The sequence below is a fragment of the Flavobacteriales bacterium genome, assembly GCA_020435415.1.
Taxonomy (GTDB): domain Bacteria; phylum Bacteroidota; class Bacteroidia; order JACJYZ01; family JACJYZ01; genus JACJYZ01.
Map to the genome: position 1 here is coordinate 1 of JAGQZQ010000021.1, position 19489 is coordinate 19489.

General features: G+C 48.6%; 17 protein-coding genes. 3 read left to right on the top strand and 14 right to left on the bottom strand.

What is annotated here, in order from left to right:
• From KDD36_05365 to KDD36_05390, 6 genes are all read right to left on the bottom strand, one after another.
• On the bottom strand, window positions 1–909 hold a 909-nt coding region (locus KDD36_05365), incomplete at its 3' end, for a PD40 domain-containing protein (protein ID MCB0396057.1).
• Between the two features lie 50 nt (window positions 910–959).
• On the bottom strand, window positions 960–3014 hold the full coding sequence (locus KDD36_05370) for a PD40 domain-containing protein (protein ID MCB0396058.1): 2055 nt from the start codon (window positions 3012–3014) through the stop codon (window positions 960–962).
• Between the two features lie 49 nt (window positions 3015–3063).
• On the bottom strand, window positions 3064–4419 hold the full coding sequence (locus KDD36_05375; GenBank protein ID MCB0396059.1) for a 2-oxo acid dehydrogenase subunit E2: 1356 nt from the start codon (window positions 4417–4419) through the stop codon (window positions 3064–3066).
• Between the two features lie 682 nt (window positions 4420–5101).
• Window positions 5102–7060 carry a glycosyltransferase gene (locus tag KDD36_05380; protein ID MCB0396060.1) on the bottom strand — a complete coding sequence of 653 codons (1959 nt, stop codon included), beginning with the start codon at window positions 7058–7060 and terminating at the stop codon, window positions 5102–5104.
• An 8-nt stretch (window positions 7061–7068) separates the two neighbouring features.
• Complete coding sequence (gene recR, locus KDD36_05385) at window positions 7069–7695, bottom strand: recombination protein RecR (protein ID MCB0396061.1); 627 nt, start codon at window positions 7693–7695, stop codon at window positions 7069–7071.
• Window positions 7696–7734: 39 nt separating this feature from the next.
• Window positions 7735–9177 carry an aminotransferase class V-fold PLP-dependent enzyme gene (locus KDD36_05390; protein MCB0396062.1) on the bottom strand — a complete coding sequence of 481 codons (1443 nt, stop codon included), beginning with the start codon at window positions 9175–9177 and terminating at the stop codon, window positions 7735–7737.
• A gap of 403 nt (window positions 9178–9580) precedes the next feature.
• Between KDD36_05390 and bcp the strand changes: the two genes are divergently transcribed.
• From bcp to KDD36_05405, 3 genes are read left to right on the top strand one after another with little or no spacing between them, the layout of a single operon-like run.
• Complete coding sequence (gene bcp, locus KDD36_05395) at window positions 9581–10036, top strand: thioredoxin-dependent thiol peroxidase (GenBank protein ID MCB0396063.1); 456 nt, start codon at window positions 9581–9583, stop codon at window positions 10034–10036.
• 59 nt (window positions 10037–10095) lie between these two features.
• A complete protein-coding gene (gene recA, locus KDD36_05400; GenBank protein ID MCB0396064.1) occupies window positions 10096–11109 on the top strand; it encodes a recombinase RecA in 1014 nt (337 codons plus the stop codon).
• Window positions 11110–11153: 44 nt separating this feature from the next.
• Window positions 11154–12164 (top strand): tetratricopeptide repeat protein, encoded by a 1011-nt coding sequence (locus KDD36_05405; GenBank protein ID MCB0396065.1) that lies wholly within the window; start codon window positions 11154–11156, stop codon window positions 12162–12164.
• On the opposite strand, the gene KDD36_05410 is transcribed toward KDD36_05405, so the two are convergent.
• The 8 genes from KDD36_05410 to dapB all read right to left on the bottom strand — a co-directional run bounded on the left by KDD36_05410 (window position 12161) and on the right by dapB (window position 19458).
• Window positions 12161–12781: a hypothetical protein gene (locus KDD36_05410; GenBank protein MCB0396066.1), complete on the bottom strand. Its 621-nt coding sequence runs from the start codon at window positions 12779–12781 to the stop codon at window positions 12161–12163. The genes KDD36_05405 and KDD36_05410 overlap by 4 nt on opposite strands.
• A gap of 5 nt (window positions 12782–12786) precedes the next feature.
• Window positions 12787–13875 (bottom strand): ketoacyl-ACP synthase III, encoded by a 1089-nt coding sequence (locus tag KDD36_05415; protein MCB0396067.1) that lies wholly within the window; start codon window positions 13873–13875, stop codon window positions 12787–12789.
• Window positions 13876–13934: 59 nt separating this feature from the next.
• A complete protein-coding gene (locus tag KDD36_05420; GenBank protein MCB0396068.1) occupies window positions 13935–14399 on the bottom strand; it encodes a DinB family protein in 465 nt (154 codons plus the stop codon).
• 33 nt (window positions 14400–14432) lie between these two features.
• Window positions 14433–16061 (bottom strand): acyl-CoA carboxylase subunit beta, encoded by a 1629-nt coding sequence (locus KDD36_05425; GenBank protein ID MCB0396069.1) that lies wholly within the window; start codon window positions 16059–16061, stop codon window positions 14433–14435.
• A gap of 89 nt (window positions 16062–16150) precedes the next feature.
• On the bottom strand, window positions 16151–16504 hold the full coding sequence (locus KDD36_05430; GenBank protein MCB0396070.1) for a TfoX/Sxy family protein: 354 nt from the start codon (window positions 16502–16504) through the stop codon (window positions 16151–16153).
• A gap of 48 nt (window positions 16505–16552) precedes the next feature.
• Window positions 16553–17182 (bottom strand): WbqC family protein, encoded by a 630-nt coding sequence (locus tag KDD36_05435; GenBank protein ID MCB0396071.1) that lies wholly within the window; start codon window positions 17180–17182, stop codon window positions 16553–16555.
• A 3-nt stretch (window positions 17183–17185) separates the two neighbouring features.
• Window positions 17186–18736, bottom strand: coding sequence for a signal peptidase I (lepB, locus tag KDD36_05440; protein MCB0396072.1), 1551 nt, complete (start codon window positions 18734–18736; stop codon window positions 17186–17188).
• A complete protein-coding gene (gene dapB / locus KDD36_05445) occupies window positions 18736–19458 on the bottom strand; it encodes a 4-hydroxy-tetrahydrodipicolinate reductase (GenBank protein ID MCB0396073.1) in 723 nt (240 codons plus the stop codon). Before dapB ends, lepB begins: the two co-directional genes overlap by 1 nt.
• Window positions 19459–19489: the final 31 nt, after the last annotated feature.

The following is a 19489-nucleotide window of genomic DNA, read 5'->3' on the forward strand; positions in this document are numbered from 1 at the left end:
GGAGTTAATGGTGGGGCCCATCTTTTCCGGGGCGGTCCACACATCCCCTTCCAGGTGACTGATATAGATGTTGCCATCCCCGAGATCATCTTTATAAATGAAGAGTGTTTGTCCATCAACAGACAGGCCGATCGTGGCTTCATGTCCATCCGTGTTGATATTGGAGCCGATGCTGAGAGGTCTGGACCATTCACCGTTCTCTTTGAAAGAGATCATGATGTCTTCAAAATATTCACCCGTTTCCGTGAGGTTCCCGCCGGTACTGTTGTCACGGCGAGAGGTGAAGATGAGGGTGGTTTCATCGGCCGAGATCACAGGTGCATATTCCGGAAAGGGTGTATTGATCAGGGTTCCCAGTGAGGTGATCGTGATGTTTTGTGGTTTCTTCATCAGCACCTTGGCTTCTTCACACATCTGGAGTTGTCTGCCAATGTCTTTCTTGAGATCGGTATTGTCTTCCGATACGATTTCATTGAACTTCATGAAATAGAAGATCGCACTGTCAATCTGGTTGGTCAGGTGAAATGCATGGGCCAGGTGATATGTTGCATCTTCCGGTGCATTTGTCTCTTTGTAAGTGTCTTCTTTGTACGTCTGGCTGGTATGGGCATTGGCAATGCGGAGATGCGGAACTGCTTTTGCCTTTTCGGTGTAGCCATACAAATAGCAGATACCTGCTTTGTAGTGAATGTTGGCATTGTCCGGTTCGGATTCAAGGATATCCAGGAAGATTGGAAGCGCCATTCCATATTTCTCCTCACTTAAGAGGTTATTTGCATCCGTAAAAAGTTTCTTGTTATCCGGAGGGCTTGTGCGGGCCTGCACGGGCCGTGGAAGAAACAGACCTGAGGCGGTCATCAAACCAACGATCAATACGATCACAGGTAGTTTCAGGCGCGGGGTGGTCATGGATGTGTGCATTGGTTCTCTCTTATTTCTTAATTCTATACTCTTAATTCTTATCTCTTGATCTTCAGGTTTTCAGGAACTTCATCTATTTTAACAACGTTGAATTCCGACTCACCGCCGATGATGATGATCTCGATCCTTCGGTTGAGTGCTCGGCCATCCGGATTATCGGTGCCATCCGGATTGTTATTAATGGCGATGGGTCGGGTGGAGCCATATCCCTGGGCCCTGATACGTGCGCCAAGGATACCTTTCTCCTCCAGGTATTTCTTTACAGATTCGGTTCTTTTCTGAGACAACGTCATGTTAGCAGCATCGGAACCTTTGTTGTCCGTATGTCCTTGCACCGAAATGACGAGTGTTGGATTTTTTTTCAGGAAGCGGTAAAGCTTGTTTAACTCTTTTTCAGAATCCTTGGTGAGCTTGGCGCTGTTGTATTCAAAGTAGAGGTTCTTCAATTCAATCTTATCCTTGATCTCCATGTTGCTGAGACGGATAGGTTTATTAACCTCTTTGTAGGTGCTGTTGGGCGGTACGAATAGGTTTTCGGCATGGGTAAGATAGCCTTGTGCCTCAAACGTGATGGTGTAGTTGTTTCCGGGAGGGAGGATGAACAGGTACTTTCCGGTTTTCTTGTTTGGCTTATAGATGCCCAGTACTTCACCGGTCACATGATCTTTTACCGTGATCTTTGCGTCTTCAGGCACCTCGCCGTTTTCGCCGATTTGCAGTGTGCCTTTCATCACTGTGAGCCCCACTTCCTCATTCTCTGCAAAGTTGATCATGTAGATATCCCTGTCTCCGTAGCTGTCCTCTGCGGCGGATGAATAATAGGCGCGTTTTCCGCTGGGCATCATCACAAAAAAGAGGTCGTCGTTGGTTGTGTTCAGCGGATAACCCATGTTTACAGGTTCTGACCAGGTTTCATCTTCGTTCAAGGTTGTGTAGAATACATCAAAACCACCCATGGATCGTTCACTGTTGGAGCTGAAGTAAAGGGTAGTCCCATCAGCGTGAATGGAAGGACCATCTTCGTCATACTTGGAATTGACAAGTGGTCCGAGGTTTTGTGCCATGCCCCATTGACCGTTGGGGAGTTTCTTTACCATGTAAATATCCAGTCCGCCGTAACCTCCTGGTCTGTCACTTGTGAAGTACAGCCTGCTGCCATCCGGAGAAAGACTGGCATGTGTTTCGGTATATGGTGTGCTCACGGTAGGGCCAAGTTTCTCAGGTGCCGACCAGTTTTCTCCAGTTAATTGGCTGACGTAGATGTTGCCATCTTCATAATCACCTTTATAAATATACAGTCGCTGGCCATCTGCTGAAATACTTAGGGTGGCTTCATGTCCGGAAGTGTTTATCGGCGCTCCGATTCCGATTGGTGCGGACCAGGTTCCGTTCTCTTTCCTTGACACGTAGATATCTTCATAAAAATAACCATCATTGGTCAGCAAACCTCCGGTACTGCCTTCTCTAAGGGAGGTAAATATCATCACCTCTTCATCGGCGGAGATAACCGGACCATATTCGGGATAGGAAGTGTTGATGGTAGATCCGAGGTTCTTGATCTGGATCTTGATAGGATCCTCCAGTAATCTCTTGGCATTTCGACACATCTTTTCCTGGCGATCCACTTCAGGTAAAAGGTCGGGTACCAGCTCCTCAATCAGCGGTTTGAATTTCTCGTAATAGAACAATGCACTGTCCAGTTCATATCCGAGGTGCAGGGAATATGCCATATAGTAATAGGCATCGTCCGGTGCACGACCCTCTTTGAATGACCCCACCTTGTATCGCGATGTGGTACTCTGAACAGCTTTTCTGAAATGGGGGATAGACTTATCCTGATCCGAGGGAGACATGAGATAACACATTCCAACCAGATAGTTGAAGTTGGCATTCTCAGGGTCCGTTTCAAGAACCTTTTCATACAGGGGAAGGGCTTGCTGGTAGTCTCCGTACTCGATAAAGGCTTCAGCCTTGTCAAACCATTCACGCGCTTGTCCCTCATCAGTTTGGGCGAAGGTACATGACACCATGGCCACCAGCACCAAAATTGCCAGGGCTGGTTTGTAGGGAGATGCCATACCTGTTTTATTCATTATTGAAACTGACTTTCAGTGCGCCTAAATCTCCACCAAGGTACAAAAATTAAATGTCCCGGTTTACGTCGAACTGTTCCAGGTAATCGGCCACCCTTCTCACAAACTTACCGCCCAATGCACCATCAACCACACGGTGGTCATATGAATGTGACAAAAACATCATATGCCGTATGCCGATCGTGTCACCTGCCGGTGTTTCAATCACTACAGGTTTCTTTTTAATGATCCCTGTGGCCATGATGGCTACCTGTGGCTGATTGATGATCGGTGTGCCAAATACATTCCCGAAGGTACCAACGTTGGTAACGGTGTAGGTGCCTCCCTGGATTTCATCCGGTTGAAGTTTGTTGTTGCGTGCACGGTTGGCGAGGTCATTCACGGTCTTGGTCAGGCCAAGGAGATTCATGCGATCTGCATTACGCAGCACAGGAACGATGAGGTTACCGCTTGGCAATGCGGCCGCCATTCCGATGTTGATGTTCTTTTTCAGAATGATCTTGCTGCCATCCACCGAAACGTTGATCATCGGAAAATCTTTGATGGCTTTCACGATGGCTTCGATGAACAGGGGCGTGAAGGTCAGTTTCTCTCCCTCACGTTTTTCAAAGGCATTTTTCACTTTATCCCTCCAGAGGACCAGGTTCGTAACATCCGCTTCCACACAGGATGTGACGTGTGGAGAGGTATGTTTGGACATCACCATGTGTTCGGCGATCAGCTTCCGCATGCGATCCATTTCAATAACCTCATCCTGACCGCTTACGGAAGCCGCTGGTGCGGAAACCGGCGCAGGTGCTTCCTGCTTTTCCGGAGAAGCCACCGGTGCTTCCGGTGCAGGTGCTTCTGTTTTGGCGGTTGCCATGCCATTGGCGGATGTGTTCCGGCTTCGTGTGGAAATATAGGCCAGCAGGTCTTTCTTGGTAAGACGGCCATTGTTTCCGGTTCCGGCGATGTTGTCCAGTTCATCCAGGGAAATGCCTTCCATTCTGGCGATATTGCGGACAAGTGGTGAGTAAAAGCGGTCGCCGGATTTGGTCTGAACAGGATATTCCGCCACCGCTACCTCGCTTGGGGCGTGTGATACGATGGCTGGGCGCGGGGCTTGCGGTTCCGGTTGGGACGGGGCAGCTGGTGCGGCGGGAGATGGCTGGGCAACAGCGCTGTCCGAACCGATCATCGCAATAGGCTTGCCTACCTGAACGACATCTCCTTCTTTATATAACTTTTTAGACAGGACGCCTTCGTAAGGAGATGGAATTTCAGAATCTACTTTATCTGTGGCGATCTCCAGAAGCGGTTCATCCAGCTCTACAGTTTCCCCTTCTTCCTTCAACCATTTGGTGATGGTCGCCTCAGCAACACTTTCGCCCATTTTGGGCATGAGTACTTCTACATCTAGCATAACTGAATTCGTTGATTTTTAGCTATGTGCAAAAATAACCGATTATTTGGGAAAACCAATTGACTTGAGTAGGCGGGAGGTTGGAGGCAGTTGGCAGTTGGCAGTTGGCAGGAGGCAGGAGGCAGGATGTAGCTGGGTTCCGGGAATGAGGTTTATACGTGTGCACGCAGGGGTATTGACAGATAATAGATATTAGACATCAGGCCATAGACCTTCCACAATCAATGGATGATAGCTATATGCCAATGACCAATAAGCTGTTTATAGATCCCTCGCTACGGGATGACAAGACTGTTTTGTTTTTTTTGGAAGAAAGATAAAGCTGCGCAACCGACATTTTGGTATTTTAAAGATTCAGTTGCGCAGCTTTATCTTTCCGTTAGCCTCACGAATCCTGTCATCCCGAAGCGTAGCGAGGAATCTACAAACCTATTACATCAAGTGACTATTTATCAGGTCAACTTGTTGGTAAATGGACCATGGACCCGATTACGTCTTACAACACCAAACCAGCCTCCCCTGCAATGGCCAAGCGTAGGCTGGCAGGCCACCACATCACCACATCACCACATCACCAAATCATACATCACACATCATACCCCCCGCGTACCCATAGGTAAAACTTTCCCCTGTAACCCAACGCGTTACGTACTGCCTACTACCTACTACCTCCTGCCTACTATCAAACCCTCCCCAGCTCCGAGAACCCTTTCACCATAATGTTCAGGTCGTGTTCGATGCTGTAGTCTTTGGCGTAAAGCATATTCAGTTCCATCAGGGTTTCAGGGACCCTGGGTTGGTTGTGGAGACCATCGGAAGGGGAAAGGACGCCGGGTTTAAGTTTAGGGAGATGTTCCATGCCTTGTTCCAAAGGATGATAACCCACCCAGGTTTTTTTGCCGGTCAATACCTGAAAGATATTTCTGAGGTATCCGCTTTTGCCTTTGACAACCAGCAGTCCAACCGGAGTTAGTGCCAAAAGGACAAGAGAGGAGATGATATCCGCCAGTCTTTTGTTTCTTCTGTTAAATGATTTTCCGATGGAATTCACATCGATCACATAAAGGTCCCTGGGTGCTTCAATGGATTGACTACCAATGATGAATAGCGCTTCCGGCGGTGCGATCCGGAAGTTAATGTCGAGGTGTCCGAATTGTGCCATGGTGTCGATGATGTTATGTGCCGGGATGTCTTCGGAACAGAATATGACCTCATCCGCACGATAAACGATCACCAGTTCTTTCAGCTGTCCCATATGACCGATGGCATCCTCAGGTCTTCCCGCGTCTGGACTCACCCAGCCCAGGATATTGATGTTACCTGTATTTTGCCTTAACAAAGCTTCGACCCTCGCAGCTTCCTTCTGTGCACCTACAATCAGGATGTTTCTCGCTTTGGCGGAACCGGCCGAATGGCTGCCCGGCGTCAGTTGCTGCCCGATCAGCCTGGAAAGGAAAGTCACCGCAAAGGTCCACACAGCTCCAATGAGGATCATGGCTCTGGACACCTGATAGGACTTGTCCAGCAAAGCGTAAACAGCCAGGATCAGAACGGTTCCCGTCAACACGGGTCTTATCAATCTGGAAAGTTTATACTGACTGCGGTATACCCCACCGATGGCCATGGATAAAACCCAGGTCAGCGCGTATGCCGGAAGCATGATGTTCGCAAAGAAATCAGGGTATTGTCCACCTCCCGGAAATTTAACGTAGTGTTCATACAAAGCTGCAAGTCCCCAGAGTCCGCCAAGGATCAGGGCGCCATCCAGCAACGGACGGGCCAGGGAAACGACGAAGCGATGAAGAATGGCCACCCCCGCGCGGAGGTAGATGGCTGCGTGTATCAACAGACTGAAAAGCCGTGCGTTCTTGTGTGAGAAGTGCTTTCTGGCAAAGATCACCATGGCCTTATAAAATACGAGCACGTAATTCACACTGCTTTTCTTCGTGCTTTCGCCTTTGTAATGGATGATCCTGGTGTGGGGGTAATAGTAATTTTTATAGCCGGCCTTGGTCAGACGGTACGAAAGGTCGATGTCTTCCCCGTACATGAAAAATGTTTCATCCAGCAGCCCCGTCTTGTCCAATGCCTCTTTACGCAAAAGCATGAAGGCGCCTGCAAGAACTTCAACGGAGTGCACCTGGTTATTGTCCAGGTGTCCGAGGTGATATCTTGAAAATACTTTTGACCGGGGAAAGAGTGAGGATAATCCGAAGATTTTGAAAAAGGCCACCGAAGGAGTGGGCAGGCTTCGTTTTGATTCCCGCAGGAAGCGGCCGTTCCCATCGACCATTTTTACACCGAGTCCCCCTGCATCCGGGTGAGTGTCCATAAAGGCCACTGTTTGACTGAGGGTGTCTTCTTCCAGCACCGTGTCCGGGTTCAGTAGCAGAACATATTCACCGGATGATTCCCGGACGGCCTGGTTGTTTGCTTTGGAAAAACCAACGTTCTCTGTATTAGCGATCACTTTTACCTGAGGGAACCGTTCACGTACCATGGCCACCGAACCGTCTACGCTGTTGTTATCCACCACAAAAACTTCGGCATCCATTCCCTTGGTGGCCTGCTGTACGGATAGCAGACATTGTTCCAGGAAGAACTTGACGTTGTAGTTGACGATGACGATAGTGAGTTTCATCACTGGCTTTACCTGCTGGTCAATTCTTCATAAGGAATCCGGTGGGTGAGGGAGCGACCCAGGGTGAGTTCATCAGCATACTCAAGGTCATCTCCCATGGCCACACCCCTTGCAAGGGTGGACACTTTCACGTTGAATTCCTTAAGGCGTTTGTAGAGATAAAAGTTGGTCGTATCACCCTCCATAGTGGTGCTGAGGGCCATGATCACTTCGGTGATTGCATTGTTGCGTGCTTTTTCCACGAGTGATTCTATATTCAATTCAGAAGGACCTATTCCGTCCATCGGGGAGATGATCCCGCCCAGAATATGATAAATGCCTTTATACAGCCGTGTGTTTTCTATGGCCATGACGTCGCGGATGTTTTCAACCACACAAATCATTTCATGGTCGCGGGAGGTATTGTTGCAGATGTGACATAATTCTTCGTCCGCAATGTTGTGGCACGATTTGCAATACCTGATCTTATCCTTGAGGTTCAGAACAGCGTGACCGAAACGCTCAAGTTCCGCACTGTCCTGCCTGAGCATATGAAGCACCATGCGCACGGCTGTCTTTTTGCCAATGCCGGGCAGTTTGCTAAAGGCCAGCACGGCTTCTTCAAAAACACCGGAGGAGTGAGACTGGGGATTCATGGTTTACGGTTCAGTGCAAAAGTACGACGATTGGTTAACCTACACAATGGCGTGGTCTGATTCAAGAGCATTCACGGTATCCTTGAGAATGGATAACGCGAGATCGATCATCTGCTTGTGTGTCCGGAAGGCCAGGATGCATACCCTGAGCATGAACTTTCCATTTACGGTGGTAGAAGAAAAGAAGAACCTTCCATCTTCAATGACTTTGTCCACGATGCGCTGGTTGAATGCATTCACATCACCATTGGCGGGAACGTAGCGGAAGAGCACTACTGAGAGGTCGGGTGGCGCACCCACCTCAAAGCCGCTTATTTCTTTAAGTCCGTCATAAAAGTAGTTTGCCAGTAGCAGTTTCTCTTCTGCGGCTGCCCTGAAGGGTTTGGCTCCGTGTAATTTTAGCGGCAGCCACATTCGCAGACCGCGGAAGTGTTTGGTCAGTTCCGGTGAGAGGTCGGCGGGAGAGGCGATTTCCGCATTGCGATTGGCGTCCTGCATGTAGTTTGCCTGGTAGTGGTGTGAGGCAAACATTTTCTCCCGGTCCTTGATAAGCACAGCACCGAGTCCGTATGGCAGGAACATGCCCTTGTGGGGATCAATCACGATAGAATCGGATTGTTCCATGCCTTTGAGCTTACGTTTACCTTCCTCGCACAGGGCGAAGAATCCACCGTAGGCGGCATCCACGTGATACCAGAGGTCATACCGATTGGCCAGATCACCGATGCTGTCCAACGGGTCTACAGCCCCGGTGTCCGTGGTTCCTGCGGAGGCTATCACAAGCCAGGGGTGAAGTCCGTCGGCCAGGTCTTGCCTGATCAGTCCTTCAAGATGACCGGTGTTGATCCGGTGATTCGGGTCCAGGTCGATATGTCTCACAATGCATTCCCGAAGCCCGGCGATCCGGATGGCCTTAAACAGACAATGGTGTACCTGCGGACTCAGGTAGATGACGGATTTGGTGATATTCGAAGCTTCGATCTGTTTGGCGTCCCTGGCGGTCACCAGGGCGATGAGGTTGGCGATGCTGCCTCCTGAAGCGAGGTTTCCGGCACAGTCGGACGGGTATCCTACCATGCCCGCCATCCATTCGATCAGTTGGTTTTCCATCCGGACCGCTCCCGGACTGGCAAAGAAAATTCCGGCATACCGGTTGGAAACGTCTGCCAGGTAATCGCCAAGTGCGGAAAAGTAGATTCCGCCCCCGGGTACATAGCCGAGGTGTCCACCCGACGCGGGGTTCAGGCCGGGTGTGTCTACATGCTTCCCGATCAGTTCCAATGCCTCCGAGATATCACATCCATCTTCCTGTAAAGGGCTGTCAAGAAGGCCAGCACCTTTGTCTGGATCGGTCACGTATGCTTTTTTGGTATCAATTTCTTCCAGAAACTTTTCTGAATATCGGATGACCTGGTCTCTGACCCGGGCGCGCTGGTCCGCATCAGGTTCCAGAACTTCGCATGCCGCTTCCAGGACTTTCAGGCGTTCGGAGTATGTATTCAATGGCAAAGAATTTATCGGGTGAGGAAGTCAAAATTAAGAAAATGCCGGTTAACCCAGATTATGCATTAGGAAGCACCTTTCGCGCTGAACTATATGTATTAGCTGGGGTTATCCCGCATTAGAAAATCAAGAATTTATTCCGAGCAAACAATCGGTATCTTATGATTTTCTTATGCGTCATGCAATAGTTCTTTTCTATTGCATGATTTGGGGTTAATGTCGTTTGTTCGGTTTTTTGTCGGTTAGCTTGTGCCAGAATGAATACGGCCTCGTGGTCATTGTTGAAAACTTCCCTTTATACAGGTTGATAATTGACGACGTTTTCCGCTTCTTTGTAGTTCCCGTGAAGGGGAGCCGGATGTGCTAAAAAAGGGAAACATTTATGCTTAAAGAAGGGGATAAGGCACCTCAATTCAAGGGGATTGATCAGGATGAGAATCCCATCTCCCTGGAAGATTTTTCAGGAAGGAAGCTGATCCTGTATTTCTACCCGAAAGATGATACCCCCGGGTGTACTGCGGAATCATGCAGTCTCCGGGATAATTATAGCACCATGCTTGACAAAGGCTACGCTATTTTAGGGGTGAGTGCGGATACAGCGAAAAGCCACCGGAAGTTCATTAAGAAGTACAAACTTCCTTTTTCGCTACTGGCGGATACCAACAGGGAAGTGATCGATGCTTTCGGTGTGTGGGGACCCAAAAAGTTCATGGGCCGGGAGTACGACGGAATCCTGAGAACAACCTTTGTGATCAATGAGCAGGGAGTGATCGAGGAAGTGTATTCGGATGTGAATACAAAAGATCACGCCAACCAGATTCTTGAAAATCAACAGTAAATAGCTGGGCGGCCGACTGACGGCCAACCGTATCAATACGTTCACCTAATTCAAATTTTATGGCAACCGCGGTAGATAACAACAAGCAAAAAGCACTGCAGCTTACCCTGGATAAATTGGAGAAGACCTATGGCAAAGGTGCCATCATGAGACTTGGAGATGCCGCCGTGGAAGAAATGGAGGTGATCCCTACCGGCTCACTTACCCTTGACCTTGCCCTCGGTGTAGGTGGGTTCCCCAAAGGTCGTATCATAGAGATATATGGTCCCGAATCTTCAGGTAAGACCACCCTCGCCATTCATGCCATTGCAGAAGCACAGCGTAAAGGTGGCATCGCCGCGATCATCGATGCGGAGCATGCCTTCGACCGCTTCTATGCCCAAAAGCTGGGTGTGGATATAGAAAACCTGTTGATATCACAACCGGATAACGGTGAACAGGCATTGGAAATCGCAGATAATCTGATCCGTTCCGGAGCCATCGATATCCTTGTGATCGATTCGGTAGCGGCCCTGACACCCCGTAGTGAGATCGAAGGTGAAATGGGGGATTCTCAGATGGGCTTGCAGGCCAGACTGATGTCGCAGGCGCTGCGGAAGCTGACAGCAACCATCAGCAAGACGCATTGTTGCTGCATCTTCATCAATCAGCTCAGACAAAAGATCGGTGTGATGTTCGGAAACCCTGAGACAACCACCGGTGGTAATGCCCTTAAGTTTTACGCATCCATTCGCCTGGATATTCGCCGTACCGGTCAGCTGAAGGATGGAGAAAATGCATCCGGTAACCGCGCAAAGGTGAAGGTGGTGAAAAATAAAGTTGCGCCGCCATTCAGAACCGCCGAGTTTGACATCATGTATGGCGCCGGTATTTCCAAGACCGGTGAGCTGATCGATCTCGGAACGGAAAAGAATATCATCCAGAAAAGCGGATCATGGTTCAGCTACGACAGCACCAAGCTGGGACAAGGAAGGGATGCCGTAAAGCAATTGCTGAGCGACAATCCTGAGTTGGCCGAAGAGATCGAGAACAAGATCAAAGAAGCCATCAAAGCCCAGGAGAACGGAGCATAGCTTTCAATCTTACCCATATCCATACATTCATTACTTTTGCCCCCATGCAAAAGATCAGGCTTTCTCTTTTTTGTGCACTGATATTCGGGGCCTGCCTCGTATCATCGTGTGGCAACAGTGACCAGGATGCGTCATCCGAAGATTCGGAATTTGCAACGATCGAAGATCTGAATAAGCAGATCAGGAGCGACCCCAACAACGCAGCGCTATACCACCAACGTGCCAAACAGCAAATGGATAAAGGTTTCTATGAGTCTGCCATCAAGGATCTGGAACGGGCCGTTAAACTGGATTCAACAGTAGCCGACTATCACTTTACCTCCGGAGAAGCTTATTTCAGGGTAAACCAAACCCGCCAATCCCGGGATGCTTTTGAGAAGTGTGTAAAGCTTAATCCGCAACATGTGGAGGCTTTGCTAAAACTTGCGGAGCTGTATTTATATGTCAATGGAAATAAGAAATCCATTGAATACCTGGATCAGGCACTGCAGGTAGACAAGCATCTGGCAAAGGCCTATATGATGAAAGGGTTGAACTTTAAGGAAATGGGAGATACCGTAAAGGCCCTCTCCAGTTTTCAGACGGCAGTGGAGCAGGATCCTGAGTATTACGATGCGTATATGCAACTTGGTTTGCTGAGTGCAGCGCAGAATGATCCGTTGGCAGTGGCTTATTATGACAATGCCCTGAATGTCGATCCGGTAAGTGTGGAGGCATTGTATGGCAAGGCAATATTCTTTCAGAATTCAGGAGATGTGAATAAGGCGCTGGAAGTGTACAATATCATCCTCGGAATTAAGCCCGACCATATTTCCACCCAGTATAACCTTGGGTATATCTATGCCATGAATTTCAAGAAATATCCGCTGGCGGTGGATTTCTTCAGGAATGCATTCAAGGCGGATTCTTCATATGTCAAGGCCAGGTATATGCTGGGCTACTGCCAGGAGATGATGGGCTTTGATGACCTTGCCGCAGAAGATTATACATGGGTGCTGCAAAAAGATCCTGACTTTGATCTGGCGACACAGGGTATGCGCCGACTGGGTTTTTAATCCAATGCCGCAGAGAACAAACGGTCAGCCCATCCCAATACAAACTCCTCCAGTTCTCCATAGTCTTTCATGTTCAGAAGGGTCGTTAGTTTGATCCATTCTGTTTGCTCAAGGTACCTTCGTATTTTCTCCCGTTCCCATTTTGTAGTGACCACGTATTTGTCTTCGACAACCTGGTGATCCCATGGTGTTTTACCCGTAGCCAGGTAAAGCTTGTCATCGGTAATATCTTCCTGATTATTCAGTAAACGTTCCCTGCAAGCATCCATCCACGATCCGGATAGTTGGAGGTTGCAGGTAATGCCTTGTCCCCATAAGAAGAGGATGCGAAACGCAAAGGTGCTCTCACGGTTGAATATTCCCGGCATATCCAGTACCATCCAGGGAAGTCCGTGGTGTTTTTCTCCCTTGTGAATGCGACCGGTCAATGGTATGGGCTGTCCGTCAGGTAGCTTCCAGGACCTGGCGTTGAAAAGCGTTTCCAGTTCTGCGCGGATAATTGTCAGGTCATCTTGCAGTGCGGCAAAGGCACGATTCTTCTGAAAGATGATCTCTTGATCAGATAGCAACAGAACATCCGTATTCCTGAGTGATGGAAAGGTCGGATGGGTGGTCATGATTATCAGGGCATTCGGTACGTCAATGCATTGATGTTCATGCCTGCACCAACGGACGATATCACACAAATGTCGCCACTGACCAAAGGTGTGTCTTCCATTTGGTTGTTCTGAAGCAAGTCCCACAGGATAGGGAGGGTGGCTACACTGTTATTTCCGAGCTTGCTGATGGTAAGTGGCATGACCGATTCATCGGATGTATCCTGTCCGTATAGTTGAAAAAGTCTGAGTAGAATGGCTTTGTTCATTTTTGCATTGGCCTGATGCATCAGCACCTTCTTTACATCTTTCAATGCAATCCCCGACATCTCCATGCACTCCATTACCAGGTTGGGGACATTGTTTAGTGCATACTCATATAGCTTTCGGCCGTTCATCTTCAGGTAAATATTGCCCGGGTCGTGGTCCTGGTTGTAGGACCGGTCCAACTTCAACAGTTCACAATGCTGCTTTGTATCAGACCTTACCTTGTAATTCAGGACGCCGAAGTTTTCGTCTTCAGATGCGCGAACTCCATTCAGAATAACAGCACCTGCACCATCGGAATACAACATGCTGTCAATATCGTGAGGATCACTGACCCTGGAAAGGGTCTCTGTTCCGATCACCATCACTTTTTTGGCCTGTCCGTTGCTGATCATCTGACTTCCCTGGATCATGGCCTGAAGCCAGCCGGGGCACCCGAATGGAATGTCATAAGCTACACAGAATGGGTTTTCGATGCCCAGTTTCAATTTGATCCTGGCTGCCAGACTGGGTACCATGTCCGAGCGGTTGGAGCGATGGACAACATCTCCGAAGTTATGGGCAACAATAATGGCATCCAGGCTTTCAGGGTCGGTGCCGGAAGATGAAAGCGCTCTTTCCGCCGCAATGAACCCCATATCTGAGGCGACCATCGTATCGTCAGCATATCTTCTCTCCTCGATCTCGGTGATCTCGTAAAACTTGGTAATGATCTCCTTGTTGGACTTGGTCATCCTTTCGCCAGTGGCGTAATAGAAGCTGTTGTTAAGAAATGCTTCGTTGGGGATGATGTTATCCGGCAGAAAGTGCCCGCTGGCAGCGATGACTACGTTTGTTTTTTCAGCCATTCGGTGTTTTTAACGAAGCACAAAGGTGGTTAAAAATCTTGGATAAACCTGAAAGACGGTCAATTGCGATCCTTGTCACGGCGATAAAAGATGTAATCCGTAACGGGTGGATCCCATCCCTGATTTCGCAGTAATGCAGTGATCTGTCCCCGGTGGTGGCTGTGATGATTGGCCACGTGGTATAAGATATCTTCCACAGAATTCGCGAATGTCTCTCCCATGGTGTTGCTGTAATGGATGATCCGGTGCATGTCGTCGTGCCGGATAATATGAAGACTTTGTGCGTTTACCTCATTGATCAATCCATCCAGAACCTCCGGTGTATGTACTTCGAACGGCTTGGTGATGACATCTCCGGCTATTCTTTTGTTCCAGATACGTTGGGCGTTGATCATATGGCAAAACAGATCATATCCTTTTTGAGGGAATTCATTTCCCTTTTCCAGAATGAGGGCCATGAAGTGTTTACTTAGGTGATGATGGTATCCGTAAATCTTTTCGAAAAAAGGTTGCATCTCATTCATCTTCAAGGCAAATATTTTTACCGGTTATGTAGCCTACGTTTGAATTACGCCCGCATTGAACGGTTTGGTAATGGGGGCATGGTTGGCCATTTCGATGCCCAGGGATATCATCTGCCTGGTTTCAAGGGGGTCGATGATGGCATCCACCCACAACCTGGATGCGCCGTAGTATGGGGAGGTCTGCCGATCATATTTATCCGTGATCTCTTTCAGCATTTTTTTCTGGTCTTCTTCCTCGATCTCTTCACCTTTCGCCTTTAGGGTGCTCACCTGAATCTGTAAAAGTGTTTTGGCAGCCTGGGCGCCACCCATCACAGCGATCTTTGCAGTGGGCCATGCTGCGATCAGTCGGGGATCGTATGCCTTCCCGCACATGGCATAGTTTCCTGCACCGTAGGAATTGCCCAGAATAATGGTGAATTTGGGAACGACACTGTTCGACATGGCATTGACCATTTTAGCGCCGTCTTTAATGATTCCACCTTGCTCGGAACGCGAGCCTACCATAAACCCGGTGACATCCTGAAGGAATACCAGCGGAATCTTTTTCTGATTGCAATTCATGATGAAGCGGGCTGCCTTGTCTGCGGAATCCGAGTATATCACTCCACCGAACTGCATTTCCCCCTTTTTGTTTTTGATCACCTTGCGTTGATTGGCCACGATACCAACCGCCCAACCGTCGATCCTCGCAAGGCCACAAACAATGGTTTTTCCATATAAGGCCTTGTATTCTTCAAATTCAGATCCATCCACCAATCGCTCGATCACATCCTTGACATCATATGGCTTTTCGCGGCTATCCGGCATAATACCGTAAAGTTCGGACGGGTCTTTCGCCGGAGGTTCGGGAGACTTGCGGTCAAAGCCGGCTTTTTCATAGTCACCCACCTTATCCATGATGTTGCGGATCCGGTTCAGACAGTCCTCATCGTCTTTGCATTTGTAATCTGTCACGCCGGAAACTTCACAATGTGTTGTGGCACCACCGAGTGTTTCATTGTCTATGTCTTCCCCGATAGCGGCTTTCACCAGATAAGAACCTGCCAGGAAGATGGTTCCGGTCTTGTCCACGATCATGGCTTCATCAGACATGATGGGAAGGTAAGCACCACCGGCTACGCAACTGCCCATGATGGCGGCGATCTGAAGAATGCCCATGGATGACATGATCGCATTGTTCCGGAATATGCGGCCGAAGTGCTCTTTGTCTGGGAATATCTCATCCTGCATGGGCAGAAAAACACCCGCACTATCTACCAGGTAGATGATGGGGAGTTTATTTTCTATGGATATCTCCTGTGCTCTCAGGTTCTTCTTTCCGGTGATGGGGAACCAGGCTCCTGCCTTAACGGTGGCATCATTGGCAACGATCATGCACTGTCTGCCGCTCACATAACCGATTCCGGTGACGACCCCTCCGGAGGGGCATCCCCCGTGTTCTTCGTACATTCCGTCACCAGCCAGTGCACCCACCTCGAAGAAGTATGTGTCGGGGTCGATGAGTTTCTCAATGCGTTCCCGGGCGGTCAGTTTACCCTGGGCATGTAGCTTCTCGATTTTCTTCTTGCCCCCGCCGAGGTATATCTCTTCTTGCTTTGCGCGTAGGCGCGAAATGAGCATGCGCATGGCATCCTCATTTTTGTTGAAAGTTAAATCCATGGTCTCTACTTTGTCGGCGCCAAACCTACGGAATTTTTTTCATTGCCATTCTCCGTTAAACGATGAAGGTGGGCGGTTGAAAATGCTTCTTACCCTTTGATTTTCCGGCTTTTGCTTGACTTGGCCTTTGGGTTGAATTCAAGGCAAAGATCAATCCATTCTTCAAGGTCCTTGTCGGTATCCGTGCCTTCCGGTCCAACGAAGAGGAAGCTTTTCATGGGGCGGCCGGTAAAATCCATTTCACGACAACCTTTCTTTTGGAGAAGTGCGTCTTTGATATCTGGATCAATCCGGCCCATGAGGTCATCATGAATGACACCCGCACACATCTTGTCATTCACCATAAAGCAAAGTCCGCCCATCATCTTCTTTTCTTCAAACCCGACCTTTTTGTCTTTAAAGACCTGACGGATGCGGTCGGCCAGAAATTCATTGTAAGCCATGTTCGTTGTTTTTCAGATGATGCAATTTAATACAATGTTGCAACTGAACTAAGGCATGAGGTAATTGATGGTGCGTGGTCCCAGATTGAACATCAGGTCCAGAATGCTGAGGTTAGGGATGAATCCGTGCTTTCCCTCGAATACCTGGTGGTAGCTGTTTGCTGGTGGGCTTAACGAAATACCGCGGCTGGATTTAGGGTGTAGTTGACGAATGTCTATGGTGTCTTCCGGCCAGGCTGGAATATAAGAGGTGGTATGTTGTATGTTCTTTTCAATACCTATCAACGAAAGACATGTGCTAAGCAGCTTGAAGTTCCATTCGAACAACGTGCGGATGTCGGCATGGAAGGTGTCGGCAAGGTCCTCCTCGTAGTATTCAAAGAATGGGGAAGTGCGGTAAGCGGTTTGCAATGATTTCCAAATCTGGTTCTTCCAGGTATGATGGGTGCTCAGCTTTACTTCCGTAACCTTTATATGCTCGCCTTTGCCGTGATCAACCGGTGCCGTTAAGCGAAGTATGCCGTTGGCGCCGTAGATATAACAACGGTTGCGGTAGGACTGCTTCACATAATGCTCATGGGCTTCCAGCCATATCTCGTTAGCGGATAACAAGGCATGTACATAAGAAACGGGTGGAAAGAACGCTGTGCTAACCAGCAGTTTTTGAGAATGGTCCACTTTCTAGCTCGTTCCCTTTTTACGCTTGCGTATCTTCATTCCCAGCCATATCAATATCACCAACCCGAGGAAGTACAGGAAGTACGACTTGGAAACCCCTTCGCTGCTGATAAAGCTGAACATCCTGTTGAAGCGTATTTTTTTAAGCCCGGATGCATGGTAATCAATAGACATCCAGATGAACACTGCTTTACCCACGATATGATCCTCCGGGACAAATCCCCAGAAACGGGAATCAAGCGAATTATGGCGGTTATCACCCATCATGAAGTAATAGTCCATGTCAAAAGTATAGCTGTTCGCTTCCTTTCCATCAATGGTGATATGTTCTCCTTTCACCTGGAGATCATGCCCTTCATACACCTGGATGATTCGGGCGTATAGCGGGAAGTTGTCTGAAGTCAGGGGTACGGTGACGCCTTTTTTGGGTATGGTCAGAGGACCGTAGTTATCCAGATTCCAGTTAAAGCTGATTGATCCGGGAAAGAATGATCCGGATTGCTCACCTTTGGGCATGCATTGGGCTTTGACGTCCAGAATGCCATTGAAAGTCCGCACCTTTTCCGCGGTTGCTTCGGTCATATTGATCTCGTAGGCATCCACATCAGGCTGGTTGGGAGCCGGCAGCCGGTGAAAGTCATCGCTCTGGTCGCCGTTTGTGATAGTAACGCCAAGGTCTTCCAGACTTTTCGGGTTGATAGGTGTTCCTTTCTTGGCAAGTACGGTATAAGTGTATTGGGAATTTCTGGGGTCGTCTACCTTTTTACCGTTAATGAATAGTTGGCGGTTGTCAATGCGAAGGGTGTCCCCCGGAATAGCGATACAGCGTTTGATGTAGTTCTCCTTTTTATCTACCGGTCGTGTTTCCATGGGGTAGTTGAAGACCACGATATCATTATTCTTGATACGGGTATAGCCCGGTATACGGATGTAGGGAATGGGACTCCAGTCGATATAGGCAGGGATATCCACCACAGGCAAGGTATGGTGAGCGAAAGGAAATGCGATCGGCGTATTTGGGATCCGGGGTCCGTAGCTGGCTTTACTTACGAAGAGAAAATCTCCGGTAAGCAAAGTTTTTTCCATGGAAGGGGTAGGAATCGTAAAGGCTTCGATGATAAATGTGCGGATGATCGTAGCTGCGATGATGGCAAAGATGATGGCGTCACGCCACTCCAGAGCAATGGTTTTCTTTTGTGCGCTCCGGTCTCCGGGGTTTGTAAAGGTTGCATTTGAAAAGCCTACCAGAGGTAGGTAGATGAATGGCGCAAGGACTCCGAAGAAGTGATCGGTAAACTTTTTCTTTCCGAAGGCATTTAATAATTCAATGATGATGATGGCGATCATGAGTACGCCAACGACCGGCATGATGATCAGGAAGAACCACCACCACGGACGCTTAATGATCTGCAGCCATACAAAAATGTTGTAGAACGGAACCAGGGCTTCCCAGGGGGCACGACCTGCTTTTTGAAATAATTTCCACAACCCAACGTGCAGACCCAAAGTAAAACAAAGGGTAAGGATACCTTGCCCTGAAAGTAGAAATTCCATTAGAGATTGGAGTTTAGGAGATCGTCCATACCAAATACGCCTTTCTTGCCGGGAAGCCATTCTGCTGCAACCACCGAGCCCAATGCAAAACCTTGTCGGCCTTTGGCGGTGTGTTTCAACTCAATGGTATCGATCTCAGATTCATAAACGACGGTATGCGTACCGGGTACTTCAGATCTTCTGATTGCGGCGACCTGAAGATGATCACGTTTAATTTCGGGGGCCATGCACCATCCCTTTTTGTGATCAAGGTGATCAAGGATGCCGTTGACGATGGTCAATGCCGTACCACTGGGTGCATCCGCTTTATGGATATGATGGACTTCCTCTACGGTTACATCATAATCTTTGTGCGATTTCATCAATTGTGCGAGCATCTTGTTTACCCGGAACATGACATTCACCCCAATACTGAAATTGGAGGCATGAAAAACGCTTCCATCGTATTCTGTGCAGGCCTGTTTAATGTCGTTCATGGCGTTCAGCCAGCCGGTGGTACCGACGACTACAGGAACACCAACTTTCAAGCACTGCAAAATATTGTCTTTCGCTGCATCCGGATGGGTAAACTCTATGGCAACCTCGGCACTTCTGAATGCGTCCTTCTGCATATCATCGACATTGTTCTTTTCAATGGTCGCAACGATTTCATGACCTCGTTGCTCAGCGATCCCATGGATCACTTTACCCATTTTTCCATAGCCTATGATGGCGATTTTCATAACGGAATTGCACTTGGTTTGATAACTGGTG

Bases quoted from the DNA above. Each gene is read 5' to 3' on its own strand.
- KDD36_05370 (MCB0396058.1), bottom strand. From the start codon at position 3,014: ATGAATAAAACAGGTATGGCATCTCCCTACAAACCAGCCCTGGCAATT.
- KDD36_05375 (MCB0396059.1), bottom strand. From the start codon at position 4,419: ATGCTAGATGTAGAAGTACTCATGCCCAAAATGGGCGAAAGTGTTGCT.
- KDD36_05380 (MCB0396060.1), bottom strand. From the start codon at position 7,060: ATGAAACTCACTATCGTCATCGTCAACTACAACGTCAAGTTCTTCCTG.
- recR (MCB0396061.1), bottom strand. From the start codon at position 7,695: ATGAATCCCCAGTCTCACTCCTCCGGTGTTTTTGAAGAAGCCGTGCTG.
- bcp (MCB0396063.1), top strand. From the start codon at position 9,581: ATGCTTAAAGAAGGGGATAAGGCACCTCAATTCAAGGGGATTGATCAG.
- recA (MCB0396064.1), top strand. From the start codon at position 10,096: ATGGCAACCGCGGTAGATAACAACAAGCAAAAAGCACTGCAGCTTACC.
- KDD36_05405 (MCB0396065.1), top strand. From the start codon at position 11,154: ATGCAAAAGATCAGGCTTTCTCTTTTTTGTGCACTGATATTCGGGGCC.
- KDD36_05410 (MCB0396066.1), bottom strand. From the start codon at position 12,781: ATGACCACCCATCCGACCTTTCCATCACTCAGGAATACGGATGTTCTG.
- KDD36_05415 (MCB0396067.1), bottom strand. From the start codon at position 13,875: ATGGCTGAAAAAACAAACGTAGTCATCGCTGCCAGCGGGCACTTTCTG.
- KDD36_05420 (MCB0396068.1), bottom strand. From the start codon at position 14,399: ATGAATGAGATGCAACCTTTTTTCGAAAAGATTTACGGATACCATCAT.
- KDD36_05425 (MCB0396069.1), bottom strand. From the start codon at position 16,061: ATGGATTTAACTTTCAACAAAAATGAGGATGCCATGCGCATGCTCATT.
- KDD36_05430 (MCB0396070.1), bottom strand. From the start codon at position 16,504: ATGGCTTACAATGAATTTCTGGCCGACCGCATCCGTCAGGTCTTTAAA.
- lepB (MCB0396072.1), bottom strand. From the start codon at position 18,736: ATGGAATTTCTACTTTCAGGGCAAGGTATCCTTACCCTTTGTTTTACT.
- dapB (MCB0396073.1), bottom strand. From the start codon at position 19,458: ATGAAAATCGCCATCATAGGCTATGGAAAAATGGGTAAAGTGATCCAT.